This window comes from Pseudoxanthomonas kaohsiungensis (assembly GCF_010211765.1).
GTDB classification, from domain to species: Bacteria; Pseudomonadota; Gammaproteobacteria; order Xanthomonadales; family Xanthomonadaceae; genus Pseudoxanthomonas; species Pseudoxanthomonas kaohsiungensis.
Genome location: NZ_PDWO01000005.1, coordinates 135131 through 155272 on the forward strand (window position 1 = coordinate 135131; position 20142 = coordinate 155272).

At 71.6% G+C, this 20142-nt stretch carries 16 protein-coding genes; 13 read left to right on the forward strand and 3 right to left on the reverse strand.

Annotated features, from left to right (window positions below):
- Positions 1–38 precede the first annotated feature (38 nt).
- The 4 genes from hflX to CSC66_RS07460 all read left to right on the forward strand — a co-directional run bounded on the left by hflX (position 39) and on the right by CSC66_RS07460 (position 3709).
- The gene (hflX, locus tag CSC66_RS07445; protein ID WP_162376758.1) at positions 39–1352 is read left to right on the forward strand and encodes a ribosome rescue GTPase HflX; all 1314 of its coding nucleotides are present in this window, start codon (positions 39–41) and stop codon (positions 1350–1352) included.
- Positions 1353–1515: 163 nt separating this feature from the next.
- Positions 1516–2661 carry an FtsH protease activity modulator HflK gene (hflK, locus tag CSC66_RS07450; RefSeq protein ID WP_162376759.1) on the forward strand — a complete coding sequence of 382 codons (1146 nt, stop codon included), beginning with the start codon at positions 1516–1518 and terminating at the stop codon, positions 2659–2661.
- On the forward strand, positions 2658–3521 hold the full coding sequence (gene hflC / locus CSC66_RS07455; protein WP_162376760.1) for a protease modulator HflC: 864 nt from the start codon (positions 2658–2660) through the stop codon (positions 3519–3521). The genes hflK and hflC overlap by 4 nt, the downstream gene beginning before the upstream one ends.
- Positions 3521–3709 (forward strand): DUF2065 domain-containing protein, encoded by a 189-nt coding sequence (locus CSC66_RS07460; RefSeq protein ID WP_162376761.1) that lies wholly within the window; start codon positions 3521–3523, stop codon positions 3707–3709. The genes hflC and CSC66_RS07460 overlap by 1 nt, the downstream gene beginning before the upstream one ends.
- A 124-nt stretch (positions 3710–3833) precedes the next feature.
- Here CSC66_RS07460 and CSC66_RS07465 read toward each other — a convergent pair whose 3' ends face one another.
- Positions 3834–4712, reverse strand: coding sequence for a PhzF family phenazine biosynthesis protein (locus tag CSC66_RS07465; RefSeq protein ID WP_162376762.1), 879 nt, complete (start codon positions 4710–4712; stop codon positions 3834–3836).
- Between the two features lie 32 nt (positions 4713–4744).
- Positions 4745–5611 (reverse strand): PhzF family phenazine biosynthesis protein, encoded by an 867-nt coding sequence (locus CSC66_RS07470; RefSeq protein WP_162376763.1) that lies wholly within the window; start codon positions 5609–5611, stop codon positions 4745–4747.
- A 172-nt stretch (positions 5612–5783) separates the two neighbouring features.
- Here CSC66_RS07470 and CSC66_RS07475 point away from each other — a divergent pair, with 172 nt between their 5' ends.
- From CSC66_RS07475 to CSC66_RS07495, 5 genes are all read left to right on the forward strand, one after another.
- A complete protein-coding gene (locus CSC66_RS07475; RefSeq protein WP_162376764.1) occupies positions 5784–8423 on the forward strand; it encodes a bifunctional aspartate kinase/diaminopimelate decarboxylase in 2640 nt (879 codons plus the stop codon).
- On the forward strand, positions 8407–8904 hold the full coding sequence (locus CSC66_RS07480) for a hypothetical protein (protein WP_162376765.1): 498 nt from the start codon (positions 8407–8409) through the stop codon (positions 8902–8904). Before CSC66_RS07475 ends, CSC66_RS07480 begins: the two co-directional genes overlap by 17 nt.
- The gene (gene murL, locus CSC66_RS07485) at positions 8901–10259 is read left to right on the forward strand and encodes a UDP-N-acetyl-alpha-D-muramoyl-L-alanyl-L-glutamate epimerase (RefSeq protein WP_162376766.1); all 1359 of its coding nucleotides are present in this window, start codon (positions 8901–8903) and stop codon (positions 10257–10259) included. Before CSC66_RS07480 ends, murL begins: the two co-directional genes overlap by 4 nt.
- A complete protein-coding gene (murD, locus tag CSC66_RS07490; RefSeq protein ID WP_162376767.1) occupies positions 10240–11625 on the forward strand; it encodes a UDP-N-acetylmuramoyl-L-alanine--D-glutamate ligase in 1386 nt (461 codons plus the stop codon). The genes murL and murD overlap by 20 nt, the downstream gene beginning before the upstream one ends.
- Positions 11626–11858: 233 nt before the next feature.
- Entirely contained in the window at positions 11859–12665 is an 807-nt protein-coding gene (locus CSC66_RS07495) for a dienelactone hydrolase family protein (protein ID WP_162376768.1), read from the forward strand.
- Between the two features lie 33 nt (positions 12666–12698).
- Here the strand turns inward: CSC66_RS07495 and CSC66_RS07500 are convergent, their stop codons facing one another.
- Positions 12699–13697, reverse strand: a complete 999-nt coding sequence (locus CSC66_RS07500; RefSeq protein WP_162376769.1) for a polyprenyl synthetase family protein — start codon at positions 13695–13697, stop codon at positions 12699–12701.
- A gap of 149 nt (positions 13698–13846) precedes the next feature.
- Here CSC66_RS07500 and CSC66_RS07505 point away from each other — a divergent pair, with 149 nt between their 5' ends.
- From CSC66_RS07505 to CSC66_RS07520, 4 genes are all read left to right on the forward strand, one after another.
- Positions 13847–14359 carry a single-stranded DNA-binding protein gene (locus tag CSC66_RS07505; protein ID WP_162376770.1) on the forward strand — a complete coding sequence of 171 codons (513 nt, stop codon included), beginning with the start codon at positions 13847–13849 and terminating at the stop codon, positions 14357–14359.
- A 163-nt stretch (positions 14360–14522) separates the two neighbouring features.
- Positions 14523–16481 carry an OPT family oligopeptide transporter gene (locus CSC66_RS07510; RefSeq protein WP_162376771.1) on the forward strand — a complete coding sequence of 653 codons (1959 nt, stop codon included), beginning with the start codon at positions 14523–14525 and terminating at the stop codon, positions 16479–16481.
- Between the two features lie 102 nt (positions 16482–16583).
- Positions 16584–18752, forward strand: a complete 2169-nt coding sequence (locus tag CSC66_RS07515; protein WP_162376772.1) for a dipeptidyl-peptidase 5 — start codon at positions 16584–16586, stop codon at positions 18750–18752.
- A 60-nt stretch (positions 18753–18812) separates the two neighbouring features.
- Positions 18813–20072: a DUF819 family protein gene (locus CSC66_RS07520; protein WP_162376773.1), complete on the forward strand. Its 1260-nt coding sequence runs from the start codon at positions 18813–18815 to the stop codon at positions 20070–20072.
- The last annotated feature ends 70 nt before the right edge of the window (positions 20073–20142 follow it).

Sequence of the window (20142 nt, forward strand, 5' to 3'; positions counted from 1 at the left end):
GGGCAGGTTGACGGTGCCGTTGCTTCCCGGAGTCCTGTTTGTTCGAACGTTCCCGCAAGGGTGAACACGCGTTGCTGATCCAGCCCCACGCCGGTGGGGCCGTGCCCGAGGACGTGCTGGAGGAATTCGCCGACCTGGCGCGTTCGGCCGGCGCCAGCGTGGCCGCCACGCTCACCGCGCGCATCGACCGCCCCAATCCCGCCACCCTGATCGGCAGCGGCAAGCTGGACGAGGTCAAGGCCGCGGCCGAGGCCACCGGCGCCGACCTGATCCTGGTCAACCACCCGCTCAGCCCCGGCCAGGAGCGCAACCTGGAGAGGGCGCTGCAGCGGCGGGTGGTCGACCGCACCGGGCTGATCCTGGACATCTTCGCCCAGCGCGCCCGCAGCCACGAAGGCAAGCTGCAGGTCGAGCTGGCCCAGCTCCGGCACATGGCCACCCGCCTGGTCCGCGGCTGGACCCACCTGGAGCGCCAGCGCGGCGGCGCGATCGGCCTGCGCGGCCCCGGCGAAACCCAGCTGGAAACCGACCGCCGCCTGCTGCAGAAGCGCCTGGAGCAGCTGCAACGGCGCCTGGACAAGGTCGAGGTGCAGCACACCCAGATGCGGCGCGCGCGCGTGCGCAGCGAGCTGCCGCGGGTGGCCCTGGTCGGCTACACCAATGCCGGCAAGTCCACGCTGTTCAATGCGCTGACCGGCGCCGACGCCTACGCGGCGGACCAGTTGTTCGCCACCCTGGACCCGACCGTGCGCCGTATCGCGCTGCCGGGCGGCAGCGTGGTCCTGGCCGACACGGTCGGCTTCGTGCGCGACCTGCCGCATGAGCTCGTCGCCGCGTTCCGCTCGACCCTGTCGGAGGCGCGCGAGGCCGACCTGTTGCTGCACGTGATCGACGCCGCCGACCCGCACCGCGACGACCGCATCGCCCAGGTCGACGCGGTGCTGGCCGAAGTCGGCGCCGGCGACCTGCCGCAGCTGCTGGTGTTCAATAAGATCGACCGGATCGAGGGCGCCGAGGCGCGCCACGACCACAGCGGCGGCGACGCCGACGACCCCGGCCACCGCGAGCGGGTATGGCTGTCGGCGCGCGACGGCCGCGGCCTGGAGCTGCTGCAGGCCGCGCTGGCCCGGCGCCTGGACCTGCAGCGCGTGTTCGGCGAGCTGCGCCTGCCGCCGCAGGCCGGGCGGCTGCGGGCGCGCCTGCACCAGCTGGAGGCGGTCCGCGCCGAGCAGGCCGACGAGCACGGCTGGCTGCTGCAGGTGGACCTGCCGCGGAGCGAAGTCGAGCGCCTGGCCGCCCGCGCCGATGGCGAGCCGTTGCGCGCGATGCTGCCGCCGCGGCAGGACGACTGAAGCCACCGCGCCTGCCGTTCCGGGTCGGTTCCTGTACCGCAACCGCGCACCGCCAACGGCACATACCAATGGCCCGGGGGCGGCCGGCGCGGTCTTGCTAGAATCGGGCCATGCCCCGCCCGCGCCCGCGGCGACGGCCGGGACCCTTCGATACGGAGCTTTCATGGTCTGGAACACCCCTGGTAAGGGCGGCCCCGGCAGGAACGGCGATTCGCCCGACAGCCCGCCCCGCAATCCCTGGCCCCCGCGCCGTGCCCCCGGCAATGGCGGCGGCGGCCTGGACGGCCTGCTGGCCCGGCTGCGCGACCTGTTCGGCGGCGGTGGCGGTGGCGGCAGCATCGGCCGCTGGGTGTTGCTGGGCCTGGCCCTGCTGGTCCTGCTGAGCAGCTTCCAGCTGGTCGGCGAGCAGCAGCGCGGCGTGGTCCTGCGCTTCGGCCAGTTCGCGCGGGTGATGGAACCGGGCCCGAACCTGAAGTGGCCGTGGCCGGTGGAGCGGGTGATCAAGGTCAACGCGACCCAGATCAAGACCTTCAGCAACACCGTGCCGGTGCTGACCCGCGACGAGAACATCGTCAACGTCACCATGAACGTGCAGTACCGGGTCGGCGATCCGCGCCTGTACCTGTTCGGCTCCCGCGACGCCGACCGCATGCTCGAGCAGGTCGCGCAGAGCGTGGTCCGCGAACAGGTCGGCCGCGCCGACCTGGATACCGTGCTCGGTGCGCGCGGCCCGCTGTCGGCCAGCGCCGCGCAGCAGCTGCAGGCCTCGCTCGACGCCTACCGCACCGGCCTGGTCGTGACCGAGCTGAACCTGCAGGACGCGCGTCCGCCGGAGGAGGTCAAGCCGGCCTTCGACGAGGTCAACAGCGCCCAGCAGATCAAGGACCAGCTGATCAACGAGGCGCGCGCCTATGCCGCGCGCGTGGTGCCGGAGGCGCGCGGCGAGGCCGCGCGCCGGCGCACCGTGGCGGAAGGTTACAAGGCGGCCAAGATCGCCCAGGCCGAGGGTGACGCGGCCCGCTTCAGCCTGTTGCGCGACGAGTACCGCAACGCGCCGGAGGTCACCCGCAAGCGCCTTTGGCTGGAAACCGTGCAGGACGTGCTGGCGAAGAACCGCACCGTGGTCGGCGGCGACGGACGCCAGCTGATCTACGTGCCGATGGCGCCCGCCGGCGCGGCCACGAACGCCCCGGTAGGTCCGGCGATCGGCGCCGAGGCGCTGATGCCCGCGATCGAAAGCACTCCCGAAGCGGGACGCGGCACCGGCCGCGAGTCCGCCCGCACCGGCCGTGAGGATCCCGCCCGATGAAGTACTCCCTCTGGATCGCCCTGGCGGTGGCCGCCGCGCTGGGCCTGCTCGGTTCGGTCTACGTGGTCCGCGAGGGCCAGGTCGCGCTCGTGCTGAACCTCGGCCGCGTGGCGCGCACCGACATCGGCCCGGGCCTGCACTTCAAGGTGCCGCTGGTGGAGACCGTGCGCACCTTCGACAGTCGCTTCGCGCTGGTCGACTTTTCGCCGGAGCGCTACCTGACGTCCGAGCGCAAGGACGTCAGCGTCGATTTCGTGGCGATCGGCTACATCAACGACGCGCGCGCGTTCTACCGGGCCACCGGCGGCGTCGAATCGGCCGCCGCCGACCGCCTGGCGCCGATCATCAAGGACTCGCTGCGCAACGAGATCAACTCGCGCACGCTGACCCAGCTGGTGTCCGGCGACCGCAGCGAGGTGATCGCCCGGCAGCTGGACGGCATCAACAAGGGCGCCGAGACGCTGGGCATGCGCATCGTCGACATCCGCCTCAAGCAGATCGACCTGCCGACCGACAGCGACGTGATCACGCAGGTCTACGACCGCATGCGCGCCGAGCGCAAGCAGGTGGCCAGCGCCTTGCGCGCCGAGGGCGAGGAGCAGGCGCGCACGGTGCGCGCCCAGGCCGACCGCGACCAGGCGGTGCTGGTGGCGGAGGCCGAGCGCGACGCGCAGCAGCTGCGCGGCGAAGGCGACGCCCAGGCCGCGCGGCTGTTCGCGGAAGCGGCCAGCCAGGATCCGGCGTTCTTCGCCTTCCACCGCAGCCTGGAGGCCTACCGGGCCGCGTTCGCCGACGGCAAGGGCGTGATCGTGCTGGAGAAGGACGACCCGTTCCTGCAGTACTTCAAGAACGAACGCTGATGCCGGGCGCGCTGCTCCAGGCGCTGTGCCTGGTCGCGGTGATCGAGGGGTTGTTCCTGTTCGCCGCGCCGGGGTTGTGGCGGCGGACGATGGAGCAGCTGCTGCAGCGGCCGGACGGCGCGCTGCGGCGGCTCGGCGCCGTGGTCCTGCTCGCGGGTGTCGTGTCCCTGTGGTGGCTGCGCTTGTAGGAGCCCATCCTCATGGGCGACACGGGCGTCGGAGCCACGGGAACGTCGCCTGTGCCGGCGGCATCGGGTCGCCCATGAAGATGGGCTCCTACACGAAGAAGTGCCTGCTCGATCGGGCGACCGCTCAGGGCCAGTCGATGGTGCCGCGTACCACGCTGACCACGCGGCCACCGGACCAGACCTCGCCCTCGGCATCGACCTGCATGTCCAATCGCGCGTCGTAGCCGACTTCGCGCCCCTGGCTCACGCGGTAACGGCCGTCGCGGCCGGGCAGCGCATCGCGCAGCGAAAGCCAGGCGGCCAACGTGGCGTTCGCCGCACCCGAGGCGGCATCCTCGAACACCGCCGGGCCACCGACGAACGCACGTGCGGCGACCTGGTAGTCGCTGCCGCTGCAGCGGGCGAAGGCCAGCACGCCCATGCTGTCGGTGCCGCGGGCCAGGCCGGCAATGGCTTCCCAGTCCGGCATGGCGTTGCGCAGGCTGGCCTCGTCGCGCGCTTCGGCGATCCACCAGCGGCGCCCGCCATCCATCAGCGCCGGTGGAAGCTCGCCCAACGGCAGCCAGTCCAGCGCTTCGGCCATGCGCGAGCCGCGGCCGTCGGCCGTTTCCACCAGGCGCGCGCGTGGCGTGCGGATCGCGATGCGCCGGACCCCGCCGTCGGCGTCCACCCGCAGCGGCAGCAGGCCGGCGATGCCCTCCTGCACCAGCAGCCCGTCGCGTGCCTGGGCGAGGCCGGCCTCGAGCACCACATGGGCGGTGCCGACGCTGGGATGGCCGGCGAACGGCACCTCGCGCTTCGGGCTGAACATGCGGATGCCGTAGCTGGCCCCTTCGCGGGTCGGCGGGAACACGAACGTCGTCTCGGGAAGCCGCGTCCAGCGGGCGATGGCCTGCATCGCCGCCTCGTCCAGGCCGCTTGCGTCCGGCAGCACGGCCAGCGGGTTGCCGGCGCCGGGGCGGTCGGCGAACACGTCCACCTGGACGAAGGGGCGGGTGGCCATGGCGACGATCCTGTCGGGGAAGGGGGCCGAGGTTACCAGTCCACCGTGCCACGGATCACCGCGTGCACTTCACCTCCGACCCACACCCCGCCATCGGCGTCGACGACCAGTTCCAGGCGCGCGTCGCGACCGATCTCGCGGCCCTGGCTGGCGAGGTAGCGGCCGCCGGCACCCGGCAGGCGGCCGTGGCGGTGAAGCAGGGCGGCGATGCTGGCGTTGACGCTGCCGGTGGCCGGGTCTTCGGCGATGCCCACGCCCGGAGCGAACGCCCGCACCACCAGGTCCGCGCCGTCGCCCGCGTCCGCGCGCGCGAACACGGCCAGCTTGCCGCTGCCCGGCAGCGCGGCGATCGCGGCCTGGTCGGGACGCAGCGTGCGCACCGCGGCCTCGTCGGCCAGTTCCAGCAGCCACCAGTCCGGGCCGTTGTTCCAGAGCGCCGGCGGCAGGGCCCCGCGCGCGGCGCCCCAGACCCGATCGCCGGCCAGCCAGCCCGGCGCCGGTGCATCCACCGGCCTGGCCGCGGGACTGCGCACCGCTGGCAGCAGGCGCTCGCCTTGGCGCCGGATCCGCACCGGCAGCAGTCCGGCGGCGCATTCCTGCACCAGCTGGCCATCACGTTCGCGGACCAGCCTGGCATCGAGCGCGGCCCAGGCCGCGCCCACGCTGGGGTGGCCCGCGAACGGCAACTCCATCCGCGGGGTGAAGATCCGGATCGCATAATCGGCGCCGCCGTCGGACGGCGGCAGGAAGAACACGGTCTCCGACAGGTTGGTCCAGGCGGCGAACGCCTGCATCGCTGCCGCCTCCATGCCCTGCGCGTCGTAGACCACCGCCAGCGGGTTGCCCGCGCCGGCGCGGGGAGCGAAGACATCGACCTGCAGGTAGCGGCGCGTGGGCATGGCGGGGCGGGCCTGGGCAGCGGGATGGCCGAGCGTACCAGCGCACCGGGTACCGCGCCGGGCGCATCCGCGACGCCTGCCCGGCGCAGTGCGCGGGCCATCGCCGCAAGCCGATTGCGCTTAGAATCGGCGGTTCATGCCCGGTGGTCGGGTGGTCCCCACAACACACTCCATGTCCCCAGTTTCGCCTGCGCAAGACGCCGCCTCCGGCGGTTGGATCGTCCTCAAGTTCGGTGGCACCTCGGTGTCGCGCCGGCACCGCTGGGACACGATCGGCAAACTGGCCAGGCAGCGTGCCGAACAGACGGGCGGGCGCGTGCTGGTGGTGGTATCGGCGCTTTCCGGCGTCACCAACGAACTGACCGCGATCGCCGAAGGCAAGGCCGGCGACGGCGCGCCGGACGCGCGCGCGCGCATGGCTGCGCTGGAGCAGCGCCACCGCGACTTCGCCGCCGAGCTGGACCTGGATGCCGACGCGGTCCTGGGCGGGCGCCTGTCCGCGCTGCGCGCATTGCTCGACGATCCGCGCGCGGCGTCGCGTCCGCTCGACTGGCAGGCCGAAGTGCTGGGCCAGGGCGAGCTTCTCTCGTCCACGCTCGGCGCCGCCTACCTTCGCGCGCAGGGCCTGGACATGGGCTGGATGGACGCGCGCGACTGGCTCGACGCGCTGCCGCCGCAGGCCAACCAGAGCGAGTGGTCGCGGCGGCTGTCGGTGAACTGCCAGTGGCAGGCGGACGCGGCATGGCGCGCCCGCTTCGCGCAACAGCCCACGCGCCTGCTGATCACCCAGGGCTTCATCGCCCGGCACCAGGACGGCGGTACCGCGATCCTCGGCCGCGGCGGCTCGGACACCTCGGCCGCCTATTTCGGCGCCCTGCTCGGCGCTTCGAAAGTGGAGATCTGGACCGACGTGCCGGGCATGTTCAGCGCCAATCCGCGCGAGGTGCCCGACGCGCGCCTGCTCAGCCGGCTCGGCTACGCCGAGGCGCAGGAGATCACCACCACCGGCGCCAAGGTGCTGCACCCGCGTTCGATCAAGCCGTGCCGCGATGCCGGCGTGCCGATGGCGATCCTGGACACCGAGCGCCCGGAACTGCCCGGCACCACCATCGACCGCAGTGCGGCGACGGTGCCGGGGGTGAAGGCGATCAGCCGCCGCAACGGCGTGGTGCTGGTGTCGGTGGAGGACATCGGCATGTGGCAGCAGGTCGGCTACCTGGCCGAGGTGTTCGCGCTGTTCCGCAAGCACGGCCTGTCGGTGGACATGATCGGCACCTCGCAGACCAACGTCACCGTGTCGCTGGACCCGAGCGAGAACCTGCTCAGCGAGAACGTGCTGGCGGCGCTGGCCGAAGACCTGGAGAAGATCGGCCGGGTCAAGGTGATCGTACCCTGCGCCGCGGTCACCCTGGTCGGCCGTGGCATGCGCTCGCTGCTGCACAAGCTGTCGGAGGTGTTCTCCAGCTTCGGCCACGAGCGGGTGCACATGATCTCGCAGTCGTCCAACGACCTGAACCTGACCTTCGTCATCGACGAGGCCGATGCCGACGGGCTGCTGCCGGACCTGCACGCCGCGCTGATCGACAGCGGCGCGATGCCGGTGCTGGAGAAGGACGTGTTCGGTCCGCGCTGGCGCGAGATCGACGGATCGCTGCGTCCGCGTCCGGTGCCTTGGTGGCACGGCGAGCGCGGGCGGCTGCTGGCGATGGCCGCCGAAGGCACGCCGCGCTACGTCTACCACCTGCCGACCGTGCGCGAACGCGCGCGCGCGCTGAAGTCGGTGGCGGCGGTCGACCGGCGCTACTACGCGATCAAGGCCAATCCGCACCCGGCGATCCTGCGCGCGCTGGTCGAGGAAGGCTTCGGCCTGGAATGCGTGTCGCTGGGCGAGCTGCAGCATGTGTTCGCCGCGGTGCCGGGCCTGGATCCGGCGCGTGTGCTGTTCACCCCCAGCTTCGCGCCGGTGCACGAGTACGAGGCGGGGTTCGCGCTCGGCGTCACGGTGACCGTGGACAGTGTCGAAGCGCTGCGGCGCTGGCCCGAGGTGTTCCGCGGGCGCCAGATCTGGTTGCGCATCGACCTGGGCCACGGCGACGGCCACCACCAGAAGGTCAACACCGGCGGCAGGGACTCCAAGTTCGGACTGTCGGCGCAGCGCGTGGACGAGTTCGTCGACGCCGCGCGCGCCCTCGGCATCGCGATCACCGGCCTGCATGCGCACCTGGGCAGCGGCGTGGAGACCGCCGGCCACTGGCGGCTGATGTGCGACGAGCTGGCCGGGTTCGCCCGCCGCATCGGCACGGTGGCCACGCTGGACATCGGCGGCGGCCTGCCGATCCCGTACAGCGCCGACGACGAACCGTTCGATATCGATGCCTGGGCCGCCGGCCTGGCCGAGGTCAAGGCGGTGCATCCGGCGTTCGGGCTGGTGATCGAACCGGGCCGCTACCTGGTCGCCGAGTGCGGCGTGCTGCTGGCCCATGCCACCCAGGTGATCGAGAAGGATGGCGTGCTGCGCGTGGGCCTGGACGCGGGCATGCATACGCTGGTGCGCCCGGCGATGTATGACGCCTGGCACGACATCGTCAACCTGCAGCGCCTGGACGCGGCGGCCGACGGCGTGTTCGATGTGGTCGGCCCGATCTGCGAGTCCAGCGACGTGTTCGGCCGCCAGCGCCACCTGCCGTCGGACACCGCGCCGGGCGATGTGATGCTCATCGCCGATGCCGGCGCCTACGGCCGTGCCATGACCAGCACCTACAACCTGCGCGGGCTGCCGGCCGAGGACGTGATCGATGGCGCCGCGGACTGAGTTCATCGTGCTGGCGACCCTGGCCGGCGGCATCGTCGCCGTGCTGGGCTACCTGCTCGCGTCGGCGTTCGTGTTCGAGCTGCAGCCGGTGGAAGCGTTGCGCCTGGCCGCGCAGTGGAGCCCGGCCGGCATTGCCGCGGCGTTCGGTGCGGCATGGATCGCCAGTGCCTGGCAGCGACGCGCCCGCGAGGCAGGACGTGCATGGACCGCTCGTGCGATGGCGCTGCGCGCGACCGGGTTGGCCCTGCTGCTGTATCCGCTCACCGTCGCCTGCTGGACCGTGATCAGCGGCTGGCTCGACCAGCGCTTCGCCTCGGCGGGCATGCCGTTGCGCGAGCTGATGGCCTGGGTGCCGTCGATCGTCCTGGGCGCCACGCTCGCGGCCGTTCTCATCGCCACGCTTCCGGCGTTCGTCATCGCTTTCTTTCTGTGCCGGCGCTACCTGCGCCGGCAAACCGGCTTCACCACAGGTATTGCATGAGCACTTTCGATCGAGACGCCATCCAGGCCTTCCGCTTCGTGCGCTGCGGCTTCGATGCGGACAGCGGCGTGGCCGAGCTGGCGTATGCCTTCGACGACGGCCCGGAACTGGTGGAAACCATCACCGTGCCCGGCGCACCGTTCGCCCTCGATGGCCCGCGCGCGGCGGCCGTGGAGCAGGCGCTGCGGCTGCTGCACCTGGTCGCCGGCGTCAGCTACTACAAGGCCGCCGTGCCGCCGCAGATCCGCATCGACGGTTATGCCATCGACGCGGCCACCGCTGGATTGCTGGAGCAGATCTACCTCAACGGCCTGGGCGAGTTCGCCTATCGCAACGGCCTGGACCTGCACGGGCGCATCCGCTTCCCGGCGCAGGCGCAGGAGCCCCCGCGCGCCGCGCCGGCGCTGGGCCTGGCGCCACACGCGCTGGTCGCCATCGGCGGCGGCAAGGATTCGCTGGTCAGCATCGAGGCGCTGCGCGCGGCGGGCGTGGAGCAGGTCGTCACCTGGATCGGTGGCTCGCAGTTGATCCGCACCTGCGCCGAGCGCACCGGCCTGCCCACGCTCAACATCGGCCGCGCGCTGGCCCCGGCGCTGTTCGATATCAACCGGCAGGGCGCCTACAACGGCCACATCCCGGTCACCGCGGTGAACTCGGCGATCCTGGTGCTGGCCGCGCTGCTGGCCGGCGCCGACCAGGTGGTGTTCTCCAACGAGCGCTCGGCCAGCTATGGCAGCCTCATTCCCGGCACTGGCGAGGTGAACCACCAGTGGTCCAAGGGTTGGGCGTTCGAGCGCGCATTCGGCGAGCACGTCGAGCGCACCGTGGCCGCCGACCTGCACTACTACTCGCTGCTGCGGCCGCTGTCGGAGCTGGCGGTGGCGCGGCAGTTCGCCAGGAACGACCACTACGACGCGCACTTCTCCAGCTGCAACCGCAACTTCCACATCCTCGGCGAGAAGCCGGCGCAGCGCTGGTGCGGGCTGTGCCCGAAATGCCATTTCGTGTTCCTGGCGCTGGCGCCGTTCATGCCCAAGACGCGGCTGGTGCGGATCTTCGGCCGCAACCTGCTCGACGACGTTTCGCAGGCGCCGGGCTTCGACGCGCTGCTGGAGTACCAGGACCACAAGCCGTTCGAGTGCGTGGGCGAGGGTCGCGAATCGCGCGCGGCCATGGCCGTGCTGGCCGCGCGCGCGGACTGGCGCGCGGACGCGCTGGTGGCGCGTTTCGCCCGCGAGATCCAGCCGCAGCTGGACCCGGGCGAACTGGCGCTGGAACCGCTGTTCGACATCGACGGCGAGCACCGGGTGCCGGCGCCGGTCTGGGAGCGGGTGCGTGCGAATTTCGCAGCTTGATGGCCGGCGCGTCGCGCTATGGGGCTGGGGTCGCGAGGGCCGTGCCGCCTGGCGCGCGGTCCGCGCAGCGCTGCCGGCGCTGCCGCTGACCCTGTTCTGCAATCCGGCCGAGGCAGCCGAAGCCGCCGCGCTGGGCGACGCGCTGCTGGACACGCGCGCCGTGGCCGACGCCGAGGCGCTGTCGGCGTTCGACGTCGTGGTCAAGTCGCCCGGCATCAGCCCGTACAGGCCCGAGGCGCTGGACGCAGCCGCGCGAGGCACGCGTTTCATCGGCGGCACCGCGCTGTGGTTCGCTGCCCATCCGCAGGCGCGCACGGTCTGCGTCACCGGCACCAAGGGCAAGAGCACCACCACCTCGCTGCTGGCGCACCTGCTGCGCGCCGGCGGCCACCGCGCCGCGCTGGCCGGCAACATCGGCCTGCCGCTGCTGGAGGTGCCGGACGAACCGGCCCCGGAGTTCTGGGCGATCGAGCTGTCCAGCTACCAGACCGGCGACGTCGCTTCCAGCGACGTGCGGCCGGAGGTGGCGGTGGTGCTCAACCTGTTCCCCGAACACCTGGACTGGCATGGCAGCGAGGCGCGCTATGTCGACGACAAGCTGAAGCTGGTGACCGAGGCGCGGCCACGCACGGCCGTGCTCAACGCGGCCGACCCGCGCCTGGCCGCGCTGGACCTGCCCGACAGCCGCGTGGTCTGGTTCAACCGCGAGGACGGCTGGCACCTGCGTGGCGAGGCGCTGTACCGGGGCGATGCGTTCGTGTTCGACACCGCGGCGGTGCCGCTGCCGGGCCGGCACAACCGCGGCAACCTGTGCGCGGTGCTGGCCGCGATCGAGGCGCTGGGCGTGGACGCCGCGCCGCTGGCGCCGGCCGCGCTGGATTTCCGCCCGCTGCCGCATCGCCTGCAATGGCTGGGCGAGCGCGACGGGCTGGCCTGGGTCAACGATTCGATCAGCACCACGCCGCACGCCAGCCTGGCCGCACTGGACTGCCATCGCGAGCGGCGCGTGGCGATCCTGCTCGGCGGCCACGACCGCGGGCTGGACTGGCACGACTTCGCCGACCACCTGCGCCAGGCCGCGCCGGACGCGGTGGTCACGATGGGCGGCAACGGGCCGCGCATCCATGCGCTGCTGGCACCGCTGGCCGCTGAAGGCCGCTTCGCGCTGGAAGCGGCCGACGACCTGGCCGATGCCGTCGCCCGCGCCCGTCGCCTGCTCGGCGGTCAGGGCGTGGTGTTGCTTTCGCCCGGCGCACCCAGCTTCGGCGCCTACCGCGACTACACCGAGCGCGGCCGCCATTTCGCCGCGCTGGGCGGCTTCGATCCGGACGCGATCAGCGCCATCCCGGGGCTCGGCGTGGCCTGAAGGCGGTGCCGGCTGGTCCGGCTTCGGCGAGGCGCCCGACCGGGCGTGCAGCCATCGCCGGATCTTCCCCGACCCTGGACCGACGGGCTTGGGCGAACGCGATGCGCTGGCGGCAGCAGTGGCTCTGCCGGGGTACCGGACATCGCGGCGGAGCAGCCGTGCGCCGTGATGCCGGCGGCGACGCGCCGCGGATTACACTCGGCCTTCCTTCGGCCGAGCCTGGAATCCCTGCCATGCGCACTTCCCACATCCTTGGCGGCGCCCTCGCCGCCGCGCTGCTCTCCCTGCATGCCGCGCCGGTCGATGCGAAGCCGCGCGCCGAGCCGGTGGAGTGGAGCATCGGCAACGAGCAGTTCAGTGGTTTCCTGGTCTACGACGACGAGGGCGATGCCAAGCGTCCAGGCCTGGTGATGGTGCCCAACTGGAAGGGCGTGAACGAATCGGCGATCGCCAAGGCGCGCCAGGTCGCCGGCGACGACTACGTGGTGCTGATCGCCGACGTGTATGGCAAGGACGTGCGTCCGAAGACCGATGCCGAGGCCGCGCCGGTCGCCACCGCCCTGCGCAACGACCGGCCGCTGCTGCGGGCACGCACGGCCAAGGCGGTGGACGTGCTCAAGGCCCAGGCCGGCAAGGCGCCGCTGGATCCGGCGCGGATCGGCGCGTTCGGCTTCTGCTTCGGCGGCACGGCGGTGCTGGAGCTGGTCCGCGGCGGCGCGCCGCTGGCCGGCGCGGTCAGCCTGCACGGTGGCCTGGGCACGCCGATGCCGGCGCCGGCCGGTGCGGTCAAGGCGCCAGTGCTGGTGCTCAACGGCGCCGCCGACAAGGCGGTGCCCAACGAGGACATCGTCGCTTTCGGCAGGGAGATGGATGCCGGCGGCGCGGACTGGCAGTTCGTCAACTTCGGCGGCGCGGCGCACTGCTTCGCCGAAGCCGATGCCGGCAACGATCCGGGCAGCAACTGCCGCTACGACGCGCGCGCGGCCAAGCGCGCGTACCGGATGCTGGACGGCTTCTTCGAGGAACGCTTCGGCGAGTGACGGCAGGCGCGGCGCGGCGACCGCGCCACCGGCCTAGTGCGTGCGCTCGACCGCGTAGCGGGCCAGTCCACGCAGCGCCGCCAGTGCCTCGCTTTCCGGCAGGCCGGCGAGCGCGGCTTCGGCGGCGACGGCGTAATCCATCGCCCGGCGGCGGCTGTAGTCGAGGCCGCCGGTGGCGTGGATCGCCGCCAGCACCTCCGGCATGGACGTGCTGTCGCCGTCCTGCACGATGGCGCGCAGGCGCTCGCGGGTGGTCGCGTCCGAGCCGGCCATCGCATGGATCAGCGGCAGCGTCGCCTTGCCTTCGGCCAGGTCGTCGCCCAGGTTCTTGCCCAGGTCGGCGGCGTCGGCGGTGTAGTCGAGCACGTCGTCGGCGATCTGGAAGGCGTAGCCCAGGTTCATGCCGTAGTCGTACAGCGCCTGCTGGGTCGCCGCGTCGGCGCCGGAGGCCAGCGCGCCCAGGCGGGTGCCGGCCGCGAACAGGACCGCGGTCTTGCGCTCGATCACCCGCAGGTAGGCGGCCTCGTCGGTGTCCGGGTTGCGCACGTGCAGCAGCTGCAGCACTTCGCCTTCGGCGATCCGGTTGGTGGTGTCGGCCAGTACCTGCATGACCTCCATCCGGTCCAGCTCGACCATCAGCTGGAAGCTGCGCGAATAGAGGAAATCGCCGACCAGCACGCTGGCCGCGTTGCCCCAGATCGCGTTGGCGGTGCTGCGGCCGCGGCGCAGGTCCGATTCGTCGACCACGTCGTCGTGCAGCAGGGTGGAGGTGTGGATGAACTCGATGATCGCCGCCAGCTGGTGGTGGTCGGCGCCGGTGCGACCGCCGGTGGCGGTCGCCTGGCCGGCCAGCACCACCAGCATCGGCCGCAGGCGCTTGCCGCCGGCCGAGACGATGTGCTCGGCGACCTGGTTGATCAGGACGACATCGGAGGCCAGGCGAGTGCGGATCAGCGCGTCGACCGACGCCATGTCCGCGGCCGCCAGGGCCTGGATCCGGGGCAGGGGGAGGGGGCTGGAGTGGTCTGCCATGCGGGCCGCCTGGGGAGTGCCTGAATTATAAGGGGCGGCCCCGTACAAACCCTACCCCGCGGCGCGGGATTCAGCGCTGGCGCGGGGTGCGCCGGTATACTCCAATGCCTCCTCTGCCCGGGCCCGGGCATGCATCGGAACCCAACACTATGGCGCGTGGCATCAACAAGGTGATCCTGGTCGGCAACCTCGGCGACGATCCCGAAACCAAGTACACCCAGTCCGGCATGGCGGTCACCATCGTCCGCCTGGCCACCACCAGCGTGCGCAAGGACCGCGACGGCAACACCCAGGAACGCACCGAGTGGCACCGGGTGAAGTTCTTCGGCAAGCTCGGCGAGATCGCCGGCGAGTACCTGCGCAAGGGCTCGCAGTGCTATGTCGAGGGCAGCATCCGCTACGACAAGTTCACCGGCCAGGACGGGCAGGACCGCTACATCACCGAGATCGTCGCCGACGAGATGCAGATGCTCGGCGGCCGTGCCGGTGGCGGTGGTGGTGGTGCCGAAGGCTATGCCGACCGCGGCGAGCGTCCGCAGCGCAGCGCGCCGCCCCGGCGCGACTTCGCCCCGCGCGGCGGCGCCCCGGCCGCGGCGGCGGCCGCACCCCAGGCCGGCGGCGGCTTCACCGACGACTTCGCCGACGACGACATTCCGTTCTGAGGCAGCGCTTCCGCGGCGCTGGCACCCCGCAGATCCCTGCCGGCGCCCGCAGGCCCTCGGTCCGCAATGGGCGGCGCCGGCCCGTGGGCCGGTACTGGACTTGCCCCGCCGTCGCCGATAGCGTGTCCCCCTTCATTTCAGCAGTAACCAGGGGGATTGGCCGATGGCCGGGAACAAGGGAATTCCGCAGCTCACCTTCCGCGCCGTGGTCCTGGCCGTCGTCCTGGCGGTGGTGCTGGCGGCGGCCAACGCCTACCTGGGCCTGTTCGCCGGCCTGACCATCGCCACCGCGATCCCGGCGGCGGTGGTGTCGATGGGCGTGCTGCGCCTGCTCGGCGGCGGCACCATCCTGGAGAACAACATCGTCCAGACCGGTGCCTCGGCCGGCTCGTCGATCGCCGCCGGCGTGATCTTCACCATCCCCGCCCTCGTGATCATGGGCTACTGGCCGGAGTTCAAGTACTGGTGGGTGCTGGGCATCGCCGGCCTGGGTGGCCTGCTCGGCGTGCTGTTCTCGGTGCCGTTGCGGCGCACCATGATCGTCGAGGACCCGTTGCCGTTCCCTGAAGGCAAGGCCGCGGCCGAGGTGCTCAAGGCCGGCGAGAACCCGGGCCCCGGCCTGAAGATCCTGGCGCTTGCCGGCGCGATCGGCGCGGCGGTCAAGCTGGCCGCCACCAGCGGCCTGCGGGCGATCCCCGACACCGCCGCGGGCGCGACCTTCCTCGGCAAGTACCTGGGCTACATGGGCACCAACCTGTCGCCGGCGCTGCTGGGCGTGGGGTATATCGTGGGCCTCAACATCGGCATCGTGGTGGTGTCCGGCAGCATCCTGTCCTGGCACATCGCCATTCCGCTCTACCATGCGTTCTTCCTGGCCGGCGACACGGTGCTGTCGGCCGCGCTGGCCGGGGCCAGCGCCGAGGACGCCGCGTTCGGCATCTGGTCGAGCCAGATCCGCTACCTGGGCGTGGGCGCGATGCTCACCGGCGGCGTGTGGACCCTGTTCTCGCTGCGCAAGTCGCTGGTGTCGGGCGTGCGCAGCGGCTTCGCCGCCGCGCGCAAGGGCAGCGGCGCGGCCGTCGCCGAAACCGAGCGCGACCTGCCGATGAAGTGGATGCTGGTCGCGCTGGTCGCCTTCGTGGCGCCGCTGTGGATGCTGTACCACGCCATCGTCGGGGTCTGGGGCATCAGCCTGCTGATGACGGTGATCATGATCGTGGCCGGCTTCCTGTTCGTGTCGGTGTCGGCCTACCTGGCCGGCCTGGTCGGTTCGTCGAACAACCCGGTCTCGGGCATCACCATCGCCACCATCCTGTTCGCCTCGGTAGTGCTGATGCTGCTGCTCGGGCGCGACTCCCCGATCGGCGCGGTGGCCGCGATCATGATCGGCGCGGTGGTGTGCTGCGCGGCGGCGGTCGGCGGCGACAACCTGCAGGACCTCAAGGCCGGTTACCTGGTCGGCGCCACGCCGTGGAAGCAGCAGCTGATGCTGGGCATCGGCGCATTCTCCTGCGCGCTGGTCATGGCCCCGGTGCTGAACCTGCTGTCGCAGGCCTACGGCATCGGCGCGCCGACCGCCGAGCATCCCAATGCGCTGTCCGCGCCGCAGGCCACGCTGATGGCGGCGGTCGCGCGCGGCCTGTTCGGCGGCGACCTGCCATGGGGCATGATCGGCGCCGGCGCGGTGGTCGGCGCGCTGATCGTGGCCCTGGACGAGTGGCTCAAGGCGCGCGGTTCGAGCTTCCGCGTGCCGGTGCTGGCCGCGGCCATCGGCATCTACCTGCCGCTGGAGCTGATGGTGCCGATCTTCCTCGGCGGCCTGATCGCGCATTTCGTCGAGCGCTTCCACGGCCTGCGCGCCGGCGACGAGGAGGCGCGCGACCGCATCCACCGGCCCGGCACGCTCTATGCGGCCGGCCTGATCACCGGCGAGGCGCTGATGGGCATCGCCATCGCGGTCCCGATCGTGATGACGGGACGCGCCGACGTGCTGGCCCTGCCGCAGCACCTGCACCTGGGCGAGGCGGCCGCGCAATGGCTGGGCCTGGTGGTGCTGGCGCTGGTGGGCTGGCTGCTGTACCGCGTGTCCACGCGCAAGGCCGCGGTCGCGCCGGGCGGCTGACGCCGCACCGGTCCGGATGCGCCGGGCAGGCATGACCTTCCGCCTTTGCCCGGTCCACCGCCAGCGCCTACCATCCGGGGTTTGCCCGTGCTGGAGCCCCGGATGAAGCCTGCTTTCAAGTCCATCGCCCCGATCCTGCCGCTGGCCCTGGCGGCCGCGCTCGGGGCGGTCCATGCCGCCCCGGCCGAGGCCGCCCGCGGCTTCGACGTGCGCGACCTGCAGAAGCTGGACCGCGTGTCCTCGCCGGTGCTCTCGCCCGATGGCAGCCTGCTGGTGTTCGCCAAGCGCGAGATGCTCGGCGGCAGCGGCCAGGACCTGGGCAAGGCCTCCACCTCGCTCTGGATCCGCGATCTCCGCACCCGCGACCTGGCCCCGCCCAAGCGCCTCAGCCCGGTCGGCTGGAACGTCAACTCGCCGGCGTTCTCGGCCGACGGCCAGTGGCTGTACTTCCTCAGCGCGCAATCGGGCAGCCAGCAGGTGTACGTGATGCCGGCGACGGGTGGTGCCCCGCGGCAGGCGACGCACCTGCCGCTCGACGTCGGCAGCTTCAAGGTCGCGCCCGATGGCCGGCGGCTGGCGGTCAGCATGGAAGTCTTTCCCGATTGCGGCGCCGACCTCGATTGCACGGTCAAGCGGCTCGACCGGCGCAAGGCGTCCCAGTCCAGCGGCGTGGTCTACGACCAGCTGTTCGTGCGCCACTGGGACACCTGGGAGGACGGACGCCACAACCGCCTGTTCGTGACCACGCCGTCCACCGGCAAGAATGCGCAGGGCGTGTTCCTGGTCGACTCGTCGACCGGTTCGCCGGGCCCGGGCAACGTGCCGTCCAAGCCGTTCGGCGGCAACGACGAGTACACCTGGTCGCCGGACGGCGAGTCGATCGTGTTCGCGATGCGCCGCGCCGACCGCAAGGAAGCGTGGTCGACCGATTTCGACCTCTACGAATACCGCGTCGGCCAACCGCTTAAGAGCCTCACCTTCGACGACCGCACCGGCCCGAAGGCGGCCTCGCCCGGTCCGCAGGGCCAGAACCGCGCCTGGGACACCGGCCCGGTGTTCAGCGCCGACGGCAGGACCCTGTACTACCGCGCGATGAAGCGCCCCGGCTTCGAGGCCGACCGCTTCGCGCTGATGGCGCGCGACATGGCCACAGGCGCCACCCGCGAGATCGCGCCCGGCTGGGACCGCAGCGCCGACGGCATCACCCTGTCGGCCGACGGACGCACGATCTACACCACCGCCCAGGACATGGGCCAGCACCCGCTGTTCGCGGTCGACATCGCCACCGGCAAGGTCGAGAAGGTGGTCGGCGACGGTAGCATCTCCGCCTTCGGCATCGCCGGCGACACGCTGGTGTTCACGCGCAACACGCTGGCCAGCGGCGACCAGCTGTTCGCCACTTCGCTGTCCGACACCGGCGCGCTGCGTGCGATCACGCCGGCCGCGGGCGAGGTGCTGCAGGACGTGGCGTTCGGCGACTACCAGCAGTTCAGTTTCGCGGGCTGGAACGGCGAGACCGTGCACGGCTACGTGGTCAAGCCGTGGAACTACGAGGCGGGCAAGACCTATCCGGTGGCGTTCCTGATCCACGGCGGCCCGCAGGGCAGCTTCGGCGACGGCTGGAGCTACCGCTGGAATCCGCAGACCTATGCCGGCCAGGGCTACGCGGTGGTGATGATCGATTTCCATGGATCCACCGGCTACGGCCAGGCCTTCACCGACTCGATCAGCGGCGACTGGGGCGGCAAGCCGCTGGTCGACCTGCAGAAGGGCTGGGCGGCGGCGCAGGCGCAGTTCCCGTTCCTGGACGGCGATCGCGCCTGCGCGCTCGGCGCCAGCTACGGCGGCTACATGATCAACTGGATCGCCGGCAACTGGTTCGACGACAAGGGCAACGCGCCGTTCAAGTGCCTGGTCAACCACGACGGCGTGTTCGACACCCGCTCGATGGGCTACGTGACCGAGGAACTGTGGTTCACCGAGTGGGAAAACCGGGGCACCCCGTTCGACCAGCCCGGCAACTACGAGAAGTTCAACCCGGTCAACCATGTCGCCAAGTGGAAGGTGCCGATGCTGGTGGTGCAGGGCGAGAAGGACTACCGCGTGCCGGTCGACCAGGGCCTGTCGACGTTCACCGCGCTGCAGCGCAAGGGCATCGAATCGAAGCTGCTGTACTTCCCGGACGAGAACCACTGGGTGCTCAAGCCGGCCAACAGCGCGCTGTGGCACGACACGGTCAACGCCTGGCTGAAGCAGCACATCGGCCAGTGAAATACGGGGAGGGCCGGCGGTCGCCGGCCCTCCTTCCATGACCCAGGGAGATCCAGACCGATGGCGATAGAAGCCGCCGCACCGTCCACTGCGCTGATCCAGAACGATGCCGTCGTGATGGGCCTGCTGGCCGCCACGCTGGCCTTCGTCTTCTGGGGTGCCGCGCGCCCCGCCGGCGCGTGGAAGAAGTTCTACGCTGTCGTGCCGGCGCTGCTGATGTGCTACCTGCTCCCGGCGATCTACAACAGCATCGGCCTGATCGACGGCAATGCGTCCGGCCTCTACGCGATGGCGCGCGACTACATGCTGCCGAGCTCGCTGGCGCTGTTCTGCATCGCCATCGACCTGGGCGCGATCCTGCGCCTGGGGCCGAAGGCCATCATCATGTTCCTCACCGGCACGGTGGGCGTCATGCTCGGCGCCGTCGTGTCGTTCACCGCCCTAGGCGTCATCCACCCGGAGACCGTGGCCGGCGACACCTGGAGCGGCATGGCGACGCTGGCAGGCAGCTGGATCGGCGGTGGCGCCAACCAGGCGGCGATGAAGGAGGTGTTCGCGGTCGACTCCACGCTGTTCGGCCAGTTCGTCGCGGTGGACATCCTGGTCGCGAACGTATGGATGGCGTTCCTGCTGTTCCTGATCCCGCGCGCGGCGAAGATCGACCGATGGATGGGGGCGGACACGCGCATGATCGACGAGCTCCGCGAGCGCATGGAGAGCTACCAGGCGCAGCACGCGCGCAATCCCACGTTGACCGACCTGATGATCATCCTGGGCATCGGCCTGGGCACGACGGGCCTGGCGCACTTCCTGGCCACGCCGCTGGTGGAATGGATCAAGACCTTGCCGCCGGAATGGCGGCTCGAGGACTTCAGCCTGACCTCCACCTTCTTCTGGATGGTCGTCATCGCCACCACGGTCGGCCTGCTGCTCAGCTTCACCCGGGCCCGGCAGATGGAGGGCGCCGGCGCCTCGAAGGTCGGCACGGCGATGCTCTACATCCTGATCGCCACCATCGGCATGCACATGGACCTGAAGGCGCTGGTCGACCGGCCATGGCTGTTCCTGCTGGGCGCGATCTGGATCGCGACCCACGGCCTGCTGCTCTTCATCGTGGCCAAGCTGATCAGGGCGCCGCTCTTCTTCGCCGCGGTGGGCTCGCAGGCCAACATCGGCGCGGCGGCCTCCGCCCCGGTCGTCGCCAGCGCGTTCCATCCTTCGCTGGCGCCGGTGGCGGTGCTGCTGGCGGTGTTCGGGTATGCGCTGGGGACCTACTGCGCCTACATCACGGGCATCGTGCTGCGGGGCATGGCGGGTTAGGATCGCTGCCGGTGCCGCCGCGCTGACCGGCGCGGGAGTGCGCTCGGGCCCGCGGTTGCGCGGCGCCGGA

What these genes read in the sequence shown, in the direction of transcription:
- murL (WP_162376766.1), top strand. Translation starts at nt 8,901, where the DNA reads ATGAGCACTTTCGATCGAGACGCCATCCAGGCCTTCCGCTTCGTGCGC.
- CSC66_RS07470 (WP_162376763.1), bottom strand. Translation starts at nt 5,611, where the DNA reads ATGCCCACGCGCCGCTACCTGCAGGTCGATGTCTTCGCTCCCCGCGCC.
- CSC66_RS07520 (WP_162376773.1), top strand. Translation starts at nt 18,813, where the DNA reads ATGGCGATAGAAGCCGCCGCACCGTCCACTGCGCTGATCCAGAACGAT.
- CSC66_RS07515 (WP_162376772.1), top strand. Translation starts at nt 16,584, where the DNA reads ATGAAGCCTGCTTTCAAGTCCATCGCCCCGATCCTGCCGCTGGCCCTG.
- CSC66_RS07505 (WP_162376770.1), top strand. Translation starts at nt 13,847, where the DNA reads ATGGCGCGTGGCATCAACAAGGTGATCCTGGTCGGCAACCTCGGCGAC.
- hflK (WP_162376759.1), top strand. Translation starts at nt 1,516, where the DNA reads ATGGTCTGGAACACCCCTGGTAAGGGCGGCCCCGGCAGGAACGGCGAT.
- hflC (WP_162376760.1), top strand. Translation starts at nt 2,658, where the DNA reads ATGAAGTACTCCCTCTGGATCGCCCTGGCGGTGGCCGCCGCGCTGGGC.
- CSC66_RS07495 (WP_162376768.1), top strand. Translation starts at nt 11,859, where the DNA reads ATGCGCACTTCCCACATCCTTGGCGGCGCCCTCGCCGCCGCGCTGCTC.
- CSC66_RS07480 (WP_162376765.1), top strand. Translation starts at nt 8,407, where the DNA reads ATGGCGCCGCGGACTGAGTTCATCGTGCTGGCGACCCTGGCCGGCGGC.
- CSC66_RS07465 (WP_162376762.1), bottom strand. Translation starts at nt 4,712, where the DNA reads ATGGCCACCCGCCCCTTCGTCCAGGTGGACGTGTTCGCCGACCGCCCC.
- CSC66_RS07500 (WP_162376769.1), bottom strand. Translation starts at nt 13,697, where the DNA reads ATGGCAGACCACTCCAGCCCCCTCCCCCTGCCCCGGATCCAGGCCCTG.
- CSC66_RS07460 (WP_162376761.1), top strand. Translation starts at nt 3,521, where the DNA reads ATGCCGGGCGCGCTGCTCCAGGCGCTGTGCCTGGTCGCGGTGATCGAG.
- CSC66_RS07475 (WP_162376764.1), top strand. Translation starts at nt 5,784, where the DNA reads ATGTCCCCAGTTTCGCCTGCGCAAGACGCCGCCTCCGGCGGTTGGATC.
- CSC66_RS07510 (WP_162376771.1), top strand. Translation starts at nt 14,523, where the DNA reads ATGGCCGGGAACAAGGGAATTCCGCAGCTCACCTTCCGCGCCGTGGTC.